Source organism: Nonomuraea aridisoli (assembly GCF_003236395.1).
In the GTDB taxonomy this organism is placed as follows: Bacteria; Actinomycetota; Actinomycetes; order Streptosporangiales; family Streptosporangiaceae; genus Nonomuraea; species Nonomuraea aridisoli.
Map to the genome: position 1 here is coordinate 88,231 of NZ_POUD01000003.1, position 17,206 is coordinate 105,436.

The 17,206-nt window shown below is 72.6% G+C and carries 19 protein-coding genes; 12 read left to right on the forward strand and 7 right to left on the reverse strand.

The window, feature by feature from the left end; translation table 11 throughout:
* Window positions 1-19: 19 nt before the first annotated feature.
* Window positions 20-640 (reverse strand): HNH endonuclease family protein, encoded by a 621-nt coding sequence (locus tag C1J01_RS01605; protein ID WP_235854172.1) that lies wholly within the window; start codon window positions 638-640, stop codon window positions 20-22.
* Window positions 641-1,177: 537 nt separating this feature from the next.
* Here C1J01_RS01605 and C1J01_RS01610 point away from each other — a divergent pair.
* Entirely contained in the window at window positions 1,178-3,205 is a 2,028-nt protein-coding gene (locus tag C1J01_RS01610) for a SpoIIE family protein phosphatase (protein ID WP_146615435.1), read from the forward strand.
* Window positions 3,206-3,221: 16 nt separating this feature from the next.
* On the opposite strand, the gene C1J01_RS01615 is transcribed toward C1J01_RS01610, so the two are convergent.
* Entirely contained in the window at window positions 3,222-3,866 is a 645-nt protein-coding gene (locus tag C1J01_RS01615; RefSeq protein WP_220039685.1) for an alpha/beta hydrolase, read from the reverse strand.
* A gap of 753 nt (window positions 3,867-4,619) precedes the next feature.
* Here C1J01_RS01615 and C1J01_RS51060 point away from each other — a divergent pair.
* From C1J01_RS51060 to C1J01_RS51830, 3 genes are all read left to right on the forward strand, one after another.
* A complete protein-coding gene (locus C1J01_RS51060; protein WP_220039686.1) occupies window positions 4,620-5,003 on the forward strand; it encodes a helix-turn-helix domain-containing protein in 384 nt (127 codons plus the stop codon).
* Window positions 5,004-5,108: 105 nt separating this feature from the next.
* Window positions 5,109-5,378 carry a VOC family protein gene (locus C1J01_RS51825; RefSeq protein ID WP_235854173.1) on the forward strand — a complete coding sequence of 90 codons (270 nt, stop codon included), beginning with the start codon at window positions 5,109-5,111 and terminating at the stop codon, window positions 5,376-5,378.
* Window positions 5,375-5,548, forward strand: coding sequence for a hypothetical protein (locus C1J01_RS51830; RefSeq protein WP_235854174.1), 174 nt, complete (start codon window positions 5,375-5,377; stop codon window positions 5,546-5,548). Before C1J01_RS51825 ends, C1J01_RS51830 begins: the two co-directional genes overlap by 4 nt.
* Before the next feature lie 4 nt (window positions 5,549-5,552).
* Here C1J01_RS51830 and C1J01_RS01630 read toward each other — a convergent pair whose 3' ends face one another.
* Complete coding sequence (locus C1J01_RS01630; RefSeq protein ID WP_111175241.1) at window positions 5,553-6,038, reverse strand: DUF2000 domain-containing protein; 486 nt, start codon at window positions 6,036-6,038, stop codon at window positions 5,553-5,555.
* 111 nt (window positions 6,039-6,149) lie between these two features.
* Between C1J01_RS01630 and C1J01_RS01635 the strand changes: the two genes are divergently transcribed.
* The 4 genes from C1J01_RS01635 to C1J01_RS49515 all read left to right on the forward strand — a co-directional run bounded on the left by C1J01_RS01635 (window position 6,150) and on the right by C1J01_RS49515 (window position 8,443).
* Window positions 6,150-6,608 carry an Lrp/AsnC family transcriptional regulator gene (locus tag C1J01_RS01635; protein ID WP_111175242.1) on the forward strand — a complete coding sequence of 153 codons (459 nt, stop codon included), beginning with the start codon at window positions 6,150-6,152 and terminating at the stop codon, window positions 6,606-6,608.
* A gap of 313 nt (window positions 6,609-6,921) precedes the next feature.
* Window positions 6,922-7,950, forward strand: coding sequence for a TerC family protein (locus tag C1J01_RS01640; RefSeq protein ID WP_235854175.1), 1,029 nt, complete (start codon window positions 6,922-6,924; stop codon window positions 7,948-7,950).
* Window positions 7,951-8,043: 93 nt separating this feature from the next.
* The gene (locus C1J01_RS52945) at window positions 8,044-8,178 is read left to right on the forward strand and encodes a hypothetical protein (RefSeq protein ID WP_268958554.1); all 135 of its coding nucleotides are present in this window, start codon (window positions 8,044-8,046) and stop codon (window positions 8,176-8,178) included.
* A gap of 112 nt (window positions 8,179-8,290) precedes the next feature.
* Window positions 8,291-8,443 carry a hypothetical protein gene (locus C1J01_RS49515; protein WP_181448519.1) on the forward strand — a complete coding sequence of 51 codons (153 nt, stop codon included), beginning with the start codon at window positions 8,291-8,293 and terminating at the stop codon, window positions 8,441-8,443.
* Here C1J01_RS49515 and C1J01_RS01645 read toward each other — a convergent pair.
* From C1J01_RS01645 to C1J01_RS01660, 4 genes are read right to left on the reverse strand one after another with little or no spacing between them, the layout of a single operon-like run.
* A complete protein-coding gene (locus C1J01_RS01645) occupies window positions 8,438-9,757 on the reverse strand; it encodes a mannitol dehydrogenase family protein (RefSeq protein ID WP_220039687.1) in 1,320 nt (439 codons plus the stop codon). The two genes, C1J01_RS49515 and C1J01_RS01645, sit on opposite strands and share 6 nt — an antisense overlap.
* Window positions 9,754-10,962, reverse strand: a complete 1,209-nt coding sequence (gene manD / locus C1J01_RS01650) for a D-mannonate dehydratase ManD (protein WP_111175245.1) — start codon at window positions 10,960-10,962, stop codon at window positions 9,754-9,756. Before manD ends, C1J01_RS01645 begins: the two co-directional genes overlap by 4 nt.
* A complete protein-coding gene (locus C1J01_RS01655; RefSeq protein ID WP_111175246.1) occupies window positions 10,959-11,723 on the reverse strand; it encodes a 6-phosphogluconolactonase in 765 nt (254 codons plus the stop codon). Before C1J01_RS01655 ends, manD begins: the two co-directional genes overlap by 4 nt.
* Complete coding sequence (locus C1J01_RS01660) at window positions 11,720-12,928, reverse strand: AGE family epimerase/isomerase (RefSeq protein WP_181448520.1); 1,209 nt, start codon at window positions 12,926-12,928, stop codon at window positions 11,720-11,722. The genes C1J01_RS01655 and C1J01_RS01660 overlap by 4 nt, the downstream gene beginning before the upstream one ends.
* 99 nt (window positions 12,929-13,027) lie before the next feature.
* Between C1J01_RS01660 and C1J01_RS01665 the strand changes: the two genes are divergently transcribed.
* The 4 genes from C1J01_RS01665 to C1J01_RS01680 all read left to right on the forward strand — a co-directional run.
* Window positions 13,028-14,017, forward strand: a complete 990-nt coding sequence (locus tag C1J01_RS01665) for a LacI family DNA-binding transcriptional regulator (RefSeq protein WP_111175248.1) — start codon at window positions 13,028-13,030, stop codon at window positions 14,015-14,017.
* A gap of 63 nt (window positions 14,018-14,080) precedes the next feature.
* Window positions 14,081-14,860 carry a sugar isomerase domain-containing protein gene (locus C1J01_RS01670; protein ID WP_220039688.1) on the forward strand — a complete coding sequence of 260 codons (780 nt, stop codon included), beginning with the start codon at window positions 14,081-14,083 and terminating at the stop codon, window positions 14,858-14,860.
* On the forward strand, window positions 14,857-16,101 hold the full coding sequence (locus C1J01_RS01675; RefSeq protein ID WP_181448521.1) for a neutral/alkaline non-lysosomal ceramidase N-terminal domain-containing protein: 1,245 nt from the start codon (window positions 14,857-14,859) through the stop codon (window positions 16,099-16,101). The genes C1J01_RS01670 and C1J01_RS01675 overlap by 4 nt, the downstream gene beginning before the upstream one ends.
* A partial coding sequence (locus C1J01_RS01680; RefSeq protein WP_111175251.1) for an N-acetylglucosamine-6-phosphate deacetylase occupies window positions 16,098-17,206 on the forward strand: 1,109 nt, incomplete at its 3' end. The genes C1J01_RS01675 and C1J01_RS01680, both read left to right, overlap by 4 nt.

Here is a 17,206-nt window from a genome sequence, read left to right on the forward strand (position 1 = left end):
AGGGCGGCTCGGTCGTCGGTCAGCAGGAGCCGAGCATGCTGTTCAGCGCCGACTTCTCGGCGCTGTCCACGGTGAGGCCCCAGGTGTACTTGACCTGGATCCACGCGCGGGCGTAGGTGCAGCGGAAGGACGTCACGGGAGGCTTCCACTGGGCGGGGTCCTGGTCGCCCTTGGACTGGTTGACGTTGTCGGTGACGGCCCACAGCTGCGGGCCGTTGAGGTCGTTGGCGAAGGACTGCCGGCGGGAGGTGGACCAGTTCCACGCGCCGGAGGCCCAGGCCTCGGCGAGCGGCACCATGTGGTCGATGTCGACGTCGGAGGCGGCGGTCCAGGTGGCGCCGTCGTACGGGGAGTGCCAGCGGCCGGAGGTGGCGGCGCAGGAGGAGTTGGTCACGACGTTGCTGCCGTCCCGCTTGAGCACCTGCTCGCGCGTGTCACAGGCGCCGGTGATGGTGATCCAGTGCGGGAACAGGTCGCGGTTGTAGGTGGAGGCGTGCGACTCGGCGGCGACGGTCAGGGCGGCCAGCCGCGAGGCGGCGGTGCTCGCCGAGGGGATGCCGGGCGGGGCGGCGGAGGCCGGCCCGGCGGTGGTGATCGCGGCGAGGGCGAAGGCGGAGAGGGTGGCGGAGAGGACAGACACGACTCGGCGCATGGCCTGCGAGTCCCTTTCTGGCCGGTGTCCTCGGCCAGGGAGGGGTGATCCTGGTCGGGGCGAGGAAACGGCCAAAGGGGATGTTCGCCGAGCTTTCTGGCGATCTAGTGAAGATCACGTTTACCTCTTGTAAGGCGTAAATGTCGGGAAAAAGTGCCACCCGAAAGCCGGTGCAGGAGGGCCGAGGGCGGTCCGCGCCCCGACGTCGACCCGGTGAAGGCCTCGGCGCCGCCGGTGTGGCCGTCGACCTTCTCGAGGTTCTCCGACTCGCGCGCCCAGGGGGGATGAGACGTCGCATCGGTGTCGGGCTCCCATCGTGAGGGTGCGGAACCCGTCAACGATCATTGCCAGGGGTGCCGATGGGACGAAATGGGATACATCACCACATGAACGTTTGCCCTCGGTCGGGCGCCGGCCGGTTGAGCAGCCTGGGCACAAAGGCTCGGTCTAGGAAGCGTCATCGCAGGTCATGCGTGACTATGCTGGCGAAATTGGGGTCATTCGCACACGAGATGGGTGGAGGTCATGGCCGCAATGGGCACCATCCTGGGCTCGGCGACGAAGAGCCCCCCGGCGATCGTCGTGATCGACCTCGAGGGCACCGTGATCGGGTGGACGCGATCCGCGGAGGAGCTCACCGGTTACGCCGCCGCCGACATCCTGGGCCGGTCGGGGCGGGTGCTGCTGCTGCCCGGCGACACCCGCCTGTGGACGGGCCGGCTCGGTGACCAGGAGCGCTGGCACGGCCTGGCGGAGCTGCGGCACCGCGACGGCAGCCGGCTGCTCGTCCGCGTCGAGGGCGCCCGGCTGGAGACCACGCGGGACGCGTGGCTGCTGTCGGCCACGCCGGCCGCCGAGGACCTGTCCGGCAGGACGGGCTCGCTGCTGGAGTCGCTCATCGACCACTTCCCCGTGGCGATGGCCATCTGGGACCGCGACCTGCGCTGCGTCTGGCACAACGCCGAGGCCGAGAAGCTCAGCGAGGGCTGGCCCTACTACCGCATCGGCCGCTCGCTGGCCGACCCCGTCCCGGGGGTGGACACCGGGGGTCTCCAGGACGTCATGCGCAGGGTGCTCGCCGACGGCGAGCCCGTCATCGACCGCGAGTCGCGCTGGACCGCGGCCGACCAGAGCGAGGAACGTCCGCTGTCGTCCTCCATGTACCGGCTGGAAGGTGTGGACGGCCGGCCGCTGGGCGTGTGCACGCTGGTGCTCGACCTCAGCAACAGCCGCGCCCACGACCGCCTGGCCCTGCTGCGCGAGGCCAGCCTCAGGATCGGCAGCACGCTCGACGTGCGCAAGACCGCGCAGGAGCTGGCGGACCTGGCCGTGCCGGTGCTGGCCGACTTCGTCGCCGTGGACCTGGGCGAGGCGGTGCTGCCCGACACCGAGCCGCTGCAGCGACCGGCCACCACGCAGACGGGGATCCCCGTCTTCCGCCGGGCCGGGGTGGCGTCGGTGCACGAAGGGACCCCGGAGTCCGTCTTCGCGCTGGACGAGGCGGTGTTCGTGTCACCGTCGTCGCCGTACTCGAAGGTCCTGGCCTCGGGCGAGCCGCATTTCGAGGCCAGGCTCGACACCTCGCCCGGCACGTGGCTGGACGAGGACCCCGCCCGGGCCGCGGTGATCCGCACGACGGGCATGCACTCGCTGCTCGTCGTCCCGATCAAGGCACACGGCGACATCCTGGGCGTCACGGTGTTCTACCGTCACGTCAACCTGGTGCCGTTCGGCAGGGACGACCTGGTGCTCGCCGAGGAGCTGGTCGCCAGGGCGGCGCTGCGGCTGGACAACGCCCGCCAGTACACCCGCGAGCGCAACGCCGCGCTCGCCCTGCAGCGCAACCTGCTGCCGCGCCGGCTGACCGGGGGCGGCGCGGTCGACGTGGCCTCCCGCTACCTGCCCTCCGACCTGTACGAGGGGGTCGGCGGCGACTGGTTCGACACGATCCCGATGCCTGACGGCCGGATCGTGCTGGTCGTGGGCGACGTGACCGGGCACGGCATCTACGCCGCCGCCAGCATGGGCCGCATGCGGACGGCCGTGCGCATGCTGACGTACGAGGGGCTGCCCCCGCACGAGCTGCTGGCGCACCTCGACCGCCACGTCGTCCGGCTGGCCGAGGACGAGGACGAGGACGAGTGCGACTCGCCGACCGACTGCATGGGCGCCACCTGCCTGTACGTGCTCTACGACCCGGCCACCCGCAGCTGCGTCATGGCCGCCGCCGGGCACCCGCCGCCCGCGCTCCTGCACCCGTCGGGCGAGGTGAGCTTTCCCAGCCTGCCCAGCGGCACCCCGATCGGCGTCGGACTGGGTTCCTTCGAGTCCCTGGAGCTGAAGCTGGACCGGGGCACCGTGCTGGCCCTCTACACCGACGGCCTGATCGAGACCCGCGGGAGCGACCTGGAGGCGGGCATGCGGCGGCTCGGGGCCGCGCTCGCCCGCGCCCCACAGCCGCTGGACGACCTGTGCGCCTCGCTGATCGACTCGATCGTGGGCGACACCCCCGCCGAGGACGACATCGCCCTGCTGGTGGCCCGGACCCGCTGACGGGGCCCGGGCGCGGTCACAAGCGGTCGGCGTCGATGACGGCCCTGGCGAACGCCTCCGGAGCCTCCTGCGGGACGTTGTGGCCGACTCCCTGGAGCGTCCTGTGCTCGTACGCCCCCGTGAAACGGTCGCGGTAGGAGGCGCCGCCGCCGGCGGGGGTGAACGGATCGAGCTCGGCGTCGAGGGTGATCGTGGGAACGGCGATCCGCGGCGCCGCGGCCAGCCGCCGCTCGACGGCGTCGTAGCGGGGCTCGCCCTTCGCCAGACTCAGCCGCCAGCGGTAGTTGTGGATGACGATGGGCACCCAGTCGGGGTTGGTGAACGCCGCCGCGGTGCGCTCGAACGTCGCGTCGTCGAAGTCCCACGTCGGCGAGACGTTCTTCCACAGGAGCCGGACGAACGCGTCGCGGTGCCGTTCGAGGCCGAGCCGGCCCCTTTCGGTGGCGAAGTAGTACTGGTACCACCAGGCGTGCTCGGCCGCCGGCGGCAGCGGCTCCCTGCTGGCCTCCAGGTCGGTGATCAGATAGCCGCTCACCGAGACGAGGGCCTTGCAGCGCTCGGGCCAGAGGGCGGCCACGATGTCGGCTGCGATCGAGCGGCTGGGGGTGGAGCCGGACGCCGTCGCGCCCGCGGAGGCCGTCGGGCTCGTCGAGATCGGCACGCGCGTGCGGTTCCGGCATCCGCTGGTGCGCTCGGCCGCGTGGCGGTCGGCCGAGGCGGCCCGAGCTGCGCGAGGTGCACCGCGCGCTCGCCGAGGTGACCGACCCGCGCCAGGACCCCGACCGTCGCGCCTGGCACCGCGCGCACGCCGCGGTCGGACCGGACGAGGACGTCGCGAACGAACTCGAGCGCTCGGCCGATCGGGCGCTGGCGCGCGGCGGCCGAGCGGCGGCGGCCTTCCTCGAACGCGCCACCGAGCTGACCGCGGACCCGGGACGACGGGCGGCGCTGGCGCTGGCCGCCGCGCACGCCCGGTTCGCCGCCGGCGCCCCCGCCCTGGTGCCCGACCTCCTGGCCGCCGCCGAGCTGGGCCCGCTCGACGTGCTGCAGCGGGCCGACGTCGAGCGCCTGCGGGCCCAGGTCGCCTTCGCGCTCAACCCCGGACGCACGGCGGGCCCGCCGCTGCTCGCGGCCGCCCGCCGGCTCGAGACACTCGACCCCGACGCGGCGCGGGTGACGTATCTGTCGGCGCTCGGCGCGGCCGTGCACAGCGGCCGGCTCGGCGGAGACGACCTGCCGCGGGCGGCGGAGGCGGCCCGGGCCGTCCCGGCCGGCGACTCCACGGCCGGGCTCCTGCTGGCCAGGCACGGACTGGGCCCTCGGCGCGCAGGCCGTCGCCGACGCGCTGGCAGGACCGGCGGAACAGGCCGAGGAGCGCTACCGCGAGGCCGTCGAACGGTTGTCCGCCACCCGGATGCGGGTGCAACTAGCCCGGGCCCGCCTGCTCTACGGCGAGTGGCTGCGCCGGGAGAACCGCCGTGCCGACGCCCGCGCCGAGCTGCGCGCCGCCCACGACGCGTTCACCGCCATGGGCGCCGAGGGCTTCGCCGAACGGGCGGGCCGGGAGCTGGCCGCCACCGGCGAGACCGTCCGCAGACGCACTCCGGACGCGCGCCAGGAGCTCACCGCGCAGGAGGCGCAGATCGCCCGCCTGGCCATGGCGGGCCGGACCAATCCCGAGATCGGCGCCGTGCTGTTCCTCAGCCCGCGAACGGTCGAATGGCATCTGCGCAAGGTCTTCATCAAGCTGGGCATCGGATCACGCCGCGAGCTCGCCGCGGCGCTGCGCGACCAGTGACCCCCGGGGCTCGGCCCAGGGTGTCTCCCTGGGGCGAGCCGCCGCCTCGGCGGCGATCGTGGAAGCCGGATGCCGCCCGGCATCCGACAACGCCGAGGAGCGGACATGGTGGACGACAAGCTTGAGGTGATCGTCCTGCCGGTCGCGGACGTCGACAGGGCCAAGGACTTCTACACGAGGATCGGCTTCCGGGAGGACCTCGACTACGCGGACGGCACCGGCTTCCGGGTCGTGCACTTCACCCCGCCGGGCTCCCAGTGCTCGATCATCGTCGGCGCCGGGATCAGCACGGCCGAGCCGGGCTCCGCCTGCACCTCATCGTGGACGACATCGAGGAGGCCAGGGCCGACCTGGTGGGCCGCGGTGTCGAGGTGAGCGAGATCTTCCACGACGAGGGCGGCGTCTTCCACCACGCGGGGACCGAGAAGCGGGTGCCGGGCCTCTACCCCGGGCGGCGCTCGTACGGCTCCTTCGCCTCGTTCAGCGACCCCGACGGCAACGGCTTCGTCCTGCAGGAGGTGACCGAGCGTCTTCCCGGCCGGTGAGCTCTCACCGCATCAGCGGCAGCTTGCCCACGATCTTGTCGACGCGGTTGCGGGGCCCGACGATGCTGACGGCGTAGTACTCCACGTCCTCGGCGGCGGTCTCCTTCACCGTGTCGAGGTATTCGGCGTAGACGCGGGTGTGCTGGGCGGCGGCCGGCATGTCGGCCACGAAGCAGGTGCCGGCGGAGGCGGCCTTGGCGCGGATCGTGCGCAACGTGGCGGCGTCGGCGCTCAGGATGGAGCAGCCCGCCCAGGGCAGGCCCGGGTGCGCGTTGCCGTCCGCGTCGATCGCGTCGTCGCCGAGGAGGCCGGTCACCGCGTCCGAGGTCGCCGCCGCGACGCAGACGGCCGCGTTGACGGCGCGGCCCGCGGGCAGCTCGTCGTTGATCACGACGACCCATTTGAGGCGTGCCGCTCGGGTCGAGGCGGTGGGGTCGATCTCCTCGGGTGCGAAGCCGACGGCTGCCGGTGCGGTGTTCGGATCGGACATTCTTGATTCCTCTACTCGTCCATACGGAGCTATCTCGATAGACTATGCGTTCATTCAATCTATGAACAAGCAATCCGTATTTAATACGGACAGGGCGAGGTATGACCGAGTATGGACGAACTTGATACGGCGATCCTGGCAGAACTGCAGTCGGATGCACGGAAGACCAACCGTGACGTCGCCGAGGCGGTCGGCGTCTCCCCGACCACCGCACTCGACCGCACCCGCGCCCTGCGCCGTCGGGGCGTCATCCGCGGGGCCATCCTCGACGTGGACCTGCCCTCCATCGGCCGGCCGGTCCAGGCCCTCATCGCCATCCGCGTACGCCCCCCGTCCCGGCGCAACATCGAGGGCTTCCGCAACTGGGTGAGCACGCTGCCGGACACGCTCGGCGTCTACGTGACCACCGGGACCGAGGACTTCATCGTGCACGTCGCGGTGCCCGACAACGCGAGCCTGTACGCGTTCGTCATCGACAGGCTCACCGAGCGGCCCGAGGTCGCCGACGTCCGCACCTCGATCGTCTACGAGCACCTCCGCAACAACCGCATCGCCCCGGTCCTGCCCTGAACCGGCCAGTGGCGGTTCTCACACGGGCGGCCGCCCGGACCGCCGCCCCGACGGGGCAGAATGGTGGCGCACACAGACATGCCTGATGGCGGCCGGCCGATGTCCGTCGCCTCCCCGGAGCCAAGCCACGGGAATTAGGGCTTTGGGATACAGCATTCTGTATGTACGATCGCAGCGAAGTGGAGGGGAGTACTCCTTCGCGGCCGCGTCGTCATCACGGACCCGCCTCGGGGCCCGGCGCGGTCGGTCCGTGAGAGTGCGGGCGGAGAAGACCTCCGACAGACGTGTCAACGCCTTAGTCGGAGGAGCGTTCATGCCCCCACCTATGTCCGTGCCCGGGTGGCTCTGGGTCGCCACCATCGCCACCCTGCTCGGGCTCATCCTCGTCGACCTCGTCGTCGTCAACAGGAAGCCCCACAAGGTCACGATCGCCGAGTCCGCGCGGTGGATCGCCTTCTACATCGGATGCGCCATCGCGTTCGGCGCCGGCGTCTGGGTCTTCGGCGGTGACGACCAGGCGGCCTCGTACATCACCGGTTACATCACCGAGTACTCGCTGAGCGTCGACAACCTCTTCATCTTCATGCTGATCATGGCGAACTTCGCCGTGCCCGTGATCCACCAGCACCGCGTGCTGCTCATCGGCATCCTGATGGCGCTGGTCATGCGCGGGATCTTCATCGGCGTGGGCGCGCAGGCCGTACAGCGCTTCAGCTGGGTGTTCTGGCTCTTCGGCGGCATCCTCATCTACACCGCGTGGAAGCTGGCCTTCAACCACAAGGAGGACGACGAGTACGACCCCAACGGCGGCGTCGTGCGGCTGGTGCGCAAGCTGTTCCCGGTCACCGACGAGTACCACGGCTCCAAGCTGACCATCAAACGGGACGGCCGCCGCTGGCTCACCCCCATGTTCATCGTCATGATCGCCATCGGCGGCGCGGACCTGGTCTTCGCGGTCGACTCGATCCCCGCCATCTTCGGCATCACCCAGGACGCGTACCTGGTCTTCGCGGCCAACGCGTTCGCGCTGATGGGGCTGAGACAGCTGTACTTCCTGCTCGGCGGACTGGTGGAGAAGCTCGTCTACCTGTCCTACGGCCTGGCGGTCATCCTCGGCTTCATCGGCGTGAAACTCGTGCTGCACGCCCTGCACGAGAACGAGCTGCCGTTCATCAACGGCGGCGAGCACGTCACCTGGGTCCCCGAGATCAACAACTGGGTCTCGTTGGGCGTCATCGTCACCGTGCTGGCCGTCACGACGGTGCTCAGCCTGCTCAAGGCCAGGCGCGACGCCCGCCAGAACGTCACGCCGCCCGTGTCCCAGCCCGAGCCCGCCGAGTAGCGGCGGAAAGGCTCGCCGCCGTGGCCCCCGCCCGGCGGCGAGCCCCCGCCGTCCGGCTTCACGGGCGAGGCGCCAGGGGTCAGGATTCATCACATGAACGCGAATCCCGGGCGTCCCCGGCTGTTACGTGAGCTGAACGATCGAGCCGCGCTGGAACTGCTGGCCTCGTCGGGAACCCTCACCCGGGCGCAGGTGAGCGAGGGCTCAACCCGTCGTACGGCCATGTGATCGCGATGAAGGTCCACCTCGACACGACGACCGCCGTTCTCGCCGACATCACCGGGCGGGTGCTGGCGGAGACGACGGTCCCACCGAGGTCGCGGCGGATCCCGCCGAAGCGGTGCACACGATCGTGGAACACCTCACCCGGGCCGCACAGGTCGGCCTGTCACAGGTGCAGGTGTGCGTGATCGGCCTCCCCGGCGTCATCGACCCGGTCACCAGCCACATCCACGTCTGCTACGACATGCCCGCGTGGTGCGGCGATCTATGACAGGTCGCCGCCCGGGGTGGTGAGGCGTCGCAGGGAGTCGGTGAGGAGGGCGCGGAACGTCTCGTTCTCGCGCAGGTCGGGGGTGAAGATCTCCTCGATGGCCAGCAGGCGGTCCACGGTCGCCGCGGCCGAGGACGGCCCGTCGCCGCGCAGGCGGTCGGCGAGGGGGTCGTCGAGCTCGGGGGCCGTGGTGACGTGGCGCATCCAGCCGGCCACCGCCAGCGCGATCCAACGGGGCTCGTGCCCGGCGGCCAGCCGTTCGCGGGCCGGGTCGAGCAGGCGTTGCGGCAGTTTCTGCGAGCCGTCCACCGCGATCTGCGCGACGCGGTGCCGCAGGCCGGGGTTGGCGAACCTGGCCAGCAACGACTCCTTGTATCCCGCGAGGTCGAACCCGTCGAGGCCGTCCAGGGTGGGGGAGAGGTCCTCGTCCATCAGCCGGCGCAGGAACCCGGTGAACGCCGGATCGCCGACGGCCTCCGACACGTACGTCGCGCCCGACAGGTAGGCGATGGCGGAATGGCTGCCGTTGAGCAGGCGGAGCTTCATGCGTTCGTACGGCCGGACGTCGGACACCAGGAGCGCGCCCGCCCGGTCCCAGGCCGGCCGGTCGCCGGCGAAGCAGTCCTCGATCACCCACTGCGTGAACGGCTCGGTGACCACCGCGCCGAGGTCGGTCACGCCGAGCCGGGCGGCCATGTCGTCCAGGTCGGCCTGCGTGGTCGCGGGCACGATCCGGTCCACCATGGACGCGGGGAACGTGACGTTCCGTTCGACCCAGTCGAGCAGCGGCGGCTCGCACAGCTCCGCCACGAGCCCGGCGAGCGTCGCGCCGTTGCCGGGCAGGTTGTCGCAGGAGATGACGGTGAGCGGGCCCGCGTCGGCGGCGGCGCGGGCGCGCAGCCCGGTGACGAGCCTCCCGATCGCGCCGGGCCCCGGGCCGCGGCGGTACGCCCGCTCCGTGATGGTCAGCGTGACGACCGCCGTCTCCGGCGCGGCCAGCCGTACGGCGAGGTCGTCGCCGGGGGTGAGCACCTCGCGCACCGACCCGACGACGCGGGCCTCGTCCCCGGCCCGCACGCCGTACAGGCAGTCCTGGGGGCGCAGCCGGTCGGCCACGTCGGTGCTGCGCTGGCTGGCCCCGCAGATGCCCCAGCGGTCGTCACCGGTCGCGGCCATGGCGCGCTCGGTGTAGACCGCCTGGTGGGCGCGGTGGAAGGCGCCGATGCCGAGGTGCACGACGCCGGTGACGCGCGGCTCGGCGAGCGGTCGCGCCTCGGGCGCGACCCTGGCCAGGATCGCGCGGCTGAGTCTCACCAATGGTGCATGCTCCCGTCCATCAGGCGGTTGACCGGCAGGTACGCCGGCTCGTACGGGTAACGGGCGGCGAGCTTCTCGTCGATGTCGACGCCGAGGCCGGGCTCCTCGCTCGGGTGGAGGTAGCCGTCGGCGTAGTGGTAGCCGTGCGGGAAGACCTCGTCGGTGGCCTCGGTGTGCCGCATGTACTCCTGGATGCCGAAGTTCGGGACGGCGATGTCGAGGTGGAGCGCGGCCGACATGCACACGGGGGACAGGTCGGTGGCGCCGTGGGAGCCGGTGCGCACGTGGTGGAGCGCGGCCAGGTCGAAGATCCGCCGCAGGTGGGTGATCCCGCCCGCGTGCACGACCGTGGCCCGGATGTAGTCGATGAGCTGCTCGCGGATCAGCTGCTCGCAGTCCCAGATCGAGTTGAACACCTCGCCGACCGCGATCGGCGCCCTGGTGTGCTGCCTGATCAACCGGAACCCCTCCTGCAGCTCGGCCGGCACCGGATCCTCCAGCCAGAACGGCGCGTACTCCTCCAGCATCGAGCCCAGCCGCCCGGCCTCGATCGGGGTGAGCCGGTGGTGGATGTCGTGCAGGACGTGCAGGTCGTAGCCGAACCGGTCGCGTACGGCGGCGAACAGCTCGGGCACGACGCGCAGGTAGCGCTCGGTCGACCAGGTGGCCTCGCTCGGCCGGTTCGTCTCGGCGGGCTCGTAGAACATCTTGTCCTTGCCGACGCCGTAGGTCGCGTCGAGACCGGGCACGCCGCACTGCACGCGGACGGCGCGGTAGCCGAGATCGACGTAGCGCGCGACCTCGTCGAGCACCTCGGGGATCGTCTCGCCGTTGGCGTGGCCGTACACCGTGACGCCGTCGCGGGAGCGCCCGCCGAGCAGCTGGTAGACCGGCAGGCCGGCGACCTTGCCCTTGATGTCCCACAGCGCGGTGTCGACGGCCGCGATCGCGGTCATCGTGACGGGTCCGCGCCGCCAGTACGCGCCGCGGTAGAGGTACTGCCAGGTGTCCTCGATGCGCGCCGGGTCGCGGCCGATGAGCAGCGGGCAGACGTGGTCGCGCAGGTAGGACGCGACCGCGAGCTCCCTGCCGTTGAGCGTGGCGTCGCCGATGCCGGTGACGCCGTCCGAGGTGGTGATCTTCAGGGTGACGAAGTTCCTGCCCGGGCTGGTGACGATGACCTTGGCGTCGGTGATCTTCACTGGTAGGCCTCCAGATCGGCGAAGAGCGTGCAGTCCGGGTGGGTGCGCAGGATCGAGGCGGGGCAGCTCTCCGCGATCGGCCCGTCGAGCGCGGCGGCGAGCGCGGCCTTCTTGTTCGGGCCGGGCACGGTGGCGACAAGCGTACGCCCGGCCATCAGGGCGGGCACGGTCAGGGTGATCGCCCGCTCGGGCACGTCGGCGAGCGCGGCGAAGCACCCGTCGCTGACCTGCTGCCGCCGGCAGGCGTCGTCCAGCTCCACGACCTTGACCGCGAGGGGGTCGGCGAAGTCGGCCACCGGCGGATCGTTGAACGCCAGGTGGCCGTTGTCGCCGATGCCCAGGCAGACCAGGTCGATCGGGCCGCGGCCGAGCAGCTCGGCGTAACGCGCGCTCTCCGCCTCCGGGTCGTCGCCGGGGTCGATCACGTGGACGGCGCCGGGCCGTACGGCGTCCCACAGCTCGTCGTGCAGGAAGCGGCCGAACCGCTGGGGCGCGTCCACGGGCAGGCCGATGTACTCGTCCATGTGGAAGGCGACCACTCTCGACCAGTCGACGCCCTCGGCGGCGCGCAGGCCGGCCAGCATCTCCCGCTGGGAGGGCGCGGCGGCGAAGACCACCCTGGCCTCGCCGCGCGTGGCGAGCGCCGCGCGCAACGCGGCGGCGGCGGCCCGCGCCGCGGCGGCGCCCGACGCCGCCCTGTCGGCAAATATCCGGACGTCGAGGCGTCCGGCGACCCGCGTGATCACGGGATCGACGTTCATCGCTGGTCTCCGAGCTCGATGATCTGCATGAGGTTCCTGGAGATGTGGTACGGGTCCTTCACCGGCAGGGCGACCACCTCGTCCAGCGGGGCGCCGGTCCGGTCCCTGATCTGGACCCACTCCTCGCCGTCCGCCCCGCCGGGGAACGTGCGCAGCGTGTACGCCCAGATCCGGTCGAACCAGCCGGCCGCCTCCGCGTCGCCGTAGCGCACGGCGGCCAGCCGGGTGGCGTAGGCGGCCTCCGTGTGCACCCACCACAGCTTGGTCGACCAGGTCCGCCTGACCAGCTCCTCGTACGGTCCGCCGTACGGGCGGCCGGAGACGCCGGCGTAGCGGAACAGCCCGCCGTGCTCGTCGTCCCACCCGGCCGCGCACAGGGCGGACACCCCGGCGACCAGGTCGCCGTCGTCGCCGGTCTCGCCCAGCAGCTCACCCGCCTCCAGCGCCATCCAGGTGCCCTCCAGCGCGTGACCGGGGGTGCGGTGGCGGGCCAGGATCGTGTCGCGCATGCCGGGATCGGCGACGAACGTCTCGGTGAACAGGCCGCTCGCCTCCCGGTGCGCGAGCATGGCCGCGCGCGCGGCGCGCAACTCCTCCAGGTGGGGCGTCCGCCCGGAGGCCGCCAGGTGCGCGCGTACCTGGTCGAGCCGGGCGTTGAGCACGATCATGCGGGCGCCGAACCCGGAGCAGCCGGGCGGCAGCGGGTACGGCGGGGTCGGGGGATCGCCCGCCGCCACGTCGTCCGCGATCCGCTGGACGATCAGGTCGATCGTGGCCAGGTGGTCGGGCGCGCCGGTGTGCGCCGTCAGCTCGGCCAGCCCCATGGCCACGAAGGCGTCGGCGAAGACGCTGCGCTCCCCGGCCAGCGGCCCGCCCTTCTCGTCCAGGACGTACGCGCACCGGCCGTCGGGCCCGACGGCGTGCTCCAGCAGGAAGGACGCGCCGCGTTCGGCGTGCCGTACGAGCGGGTGCGGGTCCAGTGCGAGCAGGCCGCGCCCGGCGAGGCGGGCGGCGCGGGCGAGCAGCCAGACGAACCGGCCCTGCGACCAGGTGAACTTGTCCGTCGACAGCCGCCGCCGGCCGCGGTTGTCGAAGCAGGTGAAGAACCCGCCCTGCTCGGTGTCGATGCCGTTCTCGAGCCAGAAGGGGAGGATGACGTCTTCCAGTTGCCTGCGGGCGATCTGCTCGGGCTGCTCGGAACCCATGCCGTCCTTCCGTCGGGGGAATGAAAGCGATTGCATGGATTCTGGCTTCGCTAGAGTGCTGGGGTCAAGCCGGGAGAGCACAAAGCCGAGGAGCGCGGTGTGAGCAAGCCGACGATCTACTCCATCGCCCAGCGGTGCGGCGTCTCCGCGGCGACCGTCTCGCGCGCCTTCAACCGCCCCGAGCTGGTGAGCGAGCCGGTCAGGGAGCAGATCATGGCCGCCGCCCGCGAGCTCGGCTACCAGCCCAGCTCGGCCGCGCGCGGCCTCGTCACGGGCCGGGCCGAGACGATCGGGCTGATCGTCTCCGACATCACCAACCCGTTCTTCCCGCTGCTCGTCCGCGCGGTGCAGCGCACGGCGGAGCGGATGGGCAGCGCGCTCATGCTGGTCGACGCCGAGGAGAGCGCGGCGGCCGAGGTGGCCCACGTCGCCCGGCTGCGCAGCAGGGTCGACGGCGTGATCGTGGCCTCGCCGCGCTCGTCGTCGGCGGCGCTGCGCGAGGCCGCGAGGGGCCTGCCGTGCGTGCTGCTCAACCGCCCGCTGCGCGACCTGTCCTCGGTGATCTGCGACAACACCAGCGCGCTGTTCGACGCGGGCGACCACCTCTACAAGCACGGCCACCGCTCGTTCGCGCTGCTCGCGGGCCCGAGCGCGTCGTGGGCCGCGGCCCGGCGCTCGCAGGCGATCCGCAGGTGGGCGCGCGGGCGCGGGGTCGAGCTCACCGAGCTCGGGCCGTTCCGGGCGACGTTCAAGGGCGGCAGGCAGGCCGGCGCCGCGCTGCTGGAGACCGCCGCCACCGCCGCCTTCGCCTTCGACGACCTCACCGCGTGCGGGGTGCTCGCCGAGCTGGCCGGTCGCGGCGTCGCCGTGCCGGGGGAGCGCAGCGTCGTCGGCTGCGACGACGTGCTGCTCGCCAAGACCGTGACGCCGAGCCTGACCACGGTGACCGCGCCGATGGACGACCTCGGCGAGACCGCGGTGCAGGTCCTGACCAGGCAGATCGAGGCGCCCGGCGGCGCCCCCGAGCACGTCAGGCTGCCCGGCGTCTTCGTCGCGCGCGACTCCACGGGGCCGCGATCCGGCTCTTGACCGGGATACGGCCATGGTCTTAAATGCCTGCAATCGCTTTCATCGGTCACGAGGAGCCTGCAGGTGCGAAACGGACGGCACACGTCGCTCATGCGGACGTACGCCGAGCAGGTCGTCGGCCTGATCGGCCGGATCGAAACCGAGGAGGCCGACGCCGTCGGGGCGGCGGCCACCCTCATCGCCGACCACATCACCCGGCACGGGACCGACCGGCTGATCTACGTCTACGGTCCCGGCGGCCACTCGAACCTCGCCGCGCAGGAGGTCTTCTTCCGCGCCGGCGGCCTGGTCAACGTCAGCGCGATCCTCGACGAGGGCACGCTGCTGTCCGGCGGCGCGCTGCGTTCGATGGCCATCGAACGCACCCCCGGCTACGGCCGGATCGTCATCGAGGACAACCGGCTCGGCGACGGCGACCTGCTCATCCTGGTCAACGCCTACGGCATCAACGCGGCGCTCATCGACGCCGCGCTGACCGCCCGCGAGCGCGGCGTCACCGTGATCGGCGTCTCCTCCAGAGAACACGCCGACCGCACCGCGCCCGGCCACCCGGCCCGGCACCCCACCAAGCAGAACCTGCACGACCTCGTCGACCTCCACATCGACACCAAGGTGCCGATCGGAGACGCCGTACTCGACATCGAGGGGGTTCCCGAGCGGGTCGGCGCGATCTCGACCTTCGCCAACGCGTACACGCTCAACTGCGTCATGGCCGCGGCGATCGACGAGCTGGCCGCGCGCGGCACGGTCCCCGAGATCTGGCGCAGCGGGAACGCGCCGGGCGGCGACGAGCGCAACGGGCTGTTCCTCGACCGTTTCCGTGGGCGGGTCCGATGGTTGTGAACCGGTTGCTCGCCGGAGCCGCGGTCGCCGACATCACGCCGCCGGTCGGCGGCTCCCTCGCCGGCTACGCCGCCCGCGCCTCCGCCTCCACCGCGGTGCACGACCCGCTGCTGGCCACCGCCGTGGCGGTCTCCGACGGCGCGGCCACGTCCGTCGTGATCTGCGCCGACCTCATCGCGCTCGACCCGGACACCACCCGGCGGATCGCCCGAGACCTGCACGAGCGCACCGGCGTCCCCGAGGAGGCCGTGGCGGTGGCGGTCACCCACACGCACGCCGGGCCCGCGGTGACGAGCGGCGGCATCGGCGGCGTCGCCGACCCCTCTTACGTCGAGGACGCCTGCTCCCGGATCGCCGGCGCCGGCGAGGCGGCGATCGCCGCGCTGACGCCCGCCGTGCTCCGCCGCGGCCACGGCACGCTCCACGGCGTCGCCCACAACCGGCGCGGCGGGACCCTCACCGACCCCGCGGTCCCCGTCGTCCGGCTGGAACGCCTGGACGGCGAGCCGATCGCCACCGTGTTCTCGCACGCCTGCCACCCGGTGACCCTCGGCCCCGACAACCTGCGGATCACCGCGGACTGGCCCGGCTACGCGCGGCGGCACCTGGAGTCGAGGATCGGCGGCGTGGCCCTGTTCCTGCAGGGCTGCTGCGGCCAGCTCAACACCGGGCACACCGCGGTCGACAGCCTGCGCGGCGCCGAGCCGCGGCCGGGCCGGACGTTCGAGGCCGCGGAACGCTTCGGCACCCTGGTGGGCGAGGCCGCGCTCGCCACCGCCACCGAACCGGCCGAGGGCCCGGTGTCGGTCGCCGCCACCCGCGTCGAGCTGCCGCTGGGCGACCCGCTCACGCCCGCCGAGCTGCGCGCGCTCGCCGACGAGCCCGACGGGTTGTGGACGCGGTGGGCGCTCGCCCAGCTCGCCGACCCCGGCCCGGCGGCCGTCGAGGTTCGGGTCGCCGTGCACCGGTGGGGCGGCGTGCCGCTGGTCTTCCTGCCCTGCGAGCCGTTCGTCGAGTTCGCCGTGGAGCTGCGGGAGGCGCTCGGCGATCCCGGGCTGCTCGTCGCCGGATACACCGGCGGGGTGCCCGGCTACCTGCCCTACCCCGAGACCCACTACGCCGAGGGCGGCTACGAGATCCGTGAGGCCCATCGCGCCTACGGGCTGCGGGCCGCGTTCACCCCCGACGCCGGCCGGCGGGTCATGGCCGCCGCCCTGACGCTCGCCGGGGAGGCCGGATGACGATCGAGGGCAGGCTCGCCGACGGGCGTCCCGTGCGCGTCGAGCTGGACGGCCCGCGGATCGCCGCGGTCACCGAGGTCCGTGACGCGCCCGACGTGCTCGTCCTCCCGGGGCTGGTGGACATCCAGGTCAACGGGTACGGCGGGCACGACTTCAACGCCGACGACCTGTCGACCGGCGACGTGGCGGAGCTCGTACGGGAGCTGTGGCGGCGCGGCACCACGACGGTGTGCCCCACGATCATCACGGCGCCCGAGGACAAGATCCTGCGGAACCTGCGCGTGATCGCGGCGGCGCGGGAGGCCGACCCGCTGGTCCGGCACGCCGTCCCCGGCGTGCACGTGGAGGGGCCCTACCTGGCGGCCGACGACGGGCCGAGAGGCGCGCACGACGCCGGCCACCTCCGCGATCCCGACATCGCCGAGTTCGGGCGGTGGCAGGAGGCGAGCGGCGGCCTGGTGAAGATCGTCACCCTGGCGCCCGAACGGGCCGGCGCCGCCGGCTACATCGCCGAGCTCTCCCGGCGCGGCGTCGTCGCGGCCATCGGGCACACCGCCGCCTCGCCCGCCGACATCGAGGCCGCCGTACGGGCCGGGGCGCGGCTCTCCACCCACCTGGGCAACGGCGCGCACGCGGTGATCCGCCGGCATCCCAACTACATCTGGACGCAGCTCGCCGAGGACCGGCTCGCCGCGACGTTCATCGCGGACGGGCACCACCTGCCCGCCGACACGTTCACCGTGATGCTGCGCGCCAAGGGAGCCGGCCGGGCGCTCCTGGTCAGCGACTCCGTGGCGCTGGCCGGGTGCGCGCCGGGCGACTACACGACGCCCGTCGGCGGGCGGATCACGGTGCGCGAGGACGGCCGGGTGACACTGCCCGGCGGTGAGCTGCTCGCCGGGTCGGGCAGCTCGCTGATCGAGTGCCTGGCCTGGGCGGTCGCCCGTACCGAGGTCGGGCTCGGCACGGCGGTCGTTCTCGCCACCGCGAACCCGGCGCGGCTGCTCGGGATCGATCGCGGCCGTCTCGCGCCCGGCGCCCCCGCCGACCTGATCGTCACCACCCCCGCCCTGTCGGTCCTGCACACGTACGTGAACGGCACCCC

What these genes read in the sequence shown, in the direction of transcription:
- C1J01_RS01610 (WP_146615435.1), top strand. Translation starts at nt 1,178, where the DNA reads ATGGCCGCAATGGGCACCATCCTGGGCTCGGCGACGAAGAGCCCCCCG.
- C1J01_RS51060 (WP_220039686.1), top strand. Translation starts at nt 4,620, where the DNA reads ATGCGGGTGCAACTAGCCCGGGCCCGCCTGCTCTACGGCGAGTGGCTG.
- C1J01_RS51825 (WP_235854173.1), top strand. Translation starts at nt 5,109, where the DNA reads ATGGTGGACGACAAGCTTGAGGTGATCGTCCTGCCGGTCGCGGACGTC.
- C1J01_RS01630 (WP_111175241.1), bottom strand. Translation starts at nt 6,038, where the DNA reads ATGTCCGATCCGAACACCGCACCGGCAGCCGTCGGCTTCGCACCCGAG.
- C1J01_RS01635 (WP_111175242.1), top strand. Translation starts at nt 6,150, where the DNA reads ATGGACGAACTTGATACGGCGATCCTGGCAGAACTGCAGTCGGATGCA.
- C1J01_RS01640 (WP_235854175.1), top strand. Translation starts at nt 6,922, where the DNA reads ATGCCCCCACCTATGTCCGTGCCCGGGTGGCTCTGGGTCGCCACCATC.
- C1J01_RS52945 (WP_268958554.1), top strand. Translation starts at nt 8,044, where the DNA reads ATGAACGCGAATCCCGGGCGTCCCCGGCTGTTACGTGAGCTGAACGAT.
- C1J01_RS01655 (WP_111175246.1), bottom strand. Translation starts at nt 11,723, where the DNA reads ATGAACGTCGATCCCGTGATCACGCGGGTCGCCGGACGCCTCGACGTC.
- C1J01_RS01660 (WP_181448520.1), bottom strand. Translation starts at nt 12,928, where the DNA reads ATGGGTTCCGAGCAGCCCGAGCAGATCGCCCGCAGGCAACTGGAAGAC.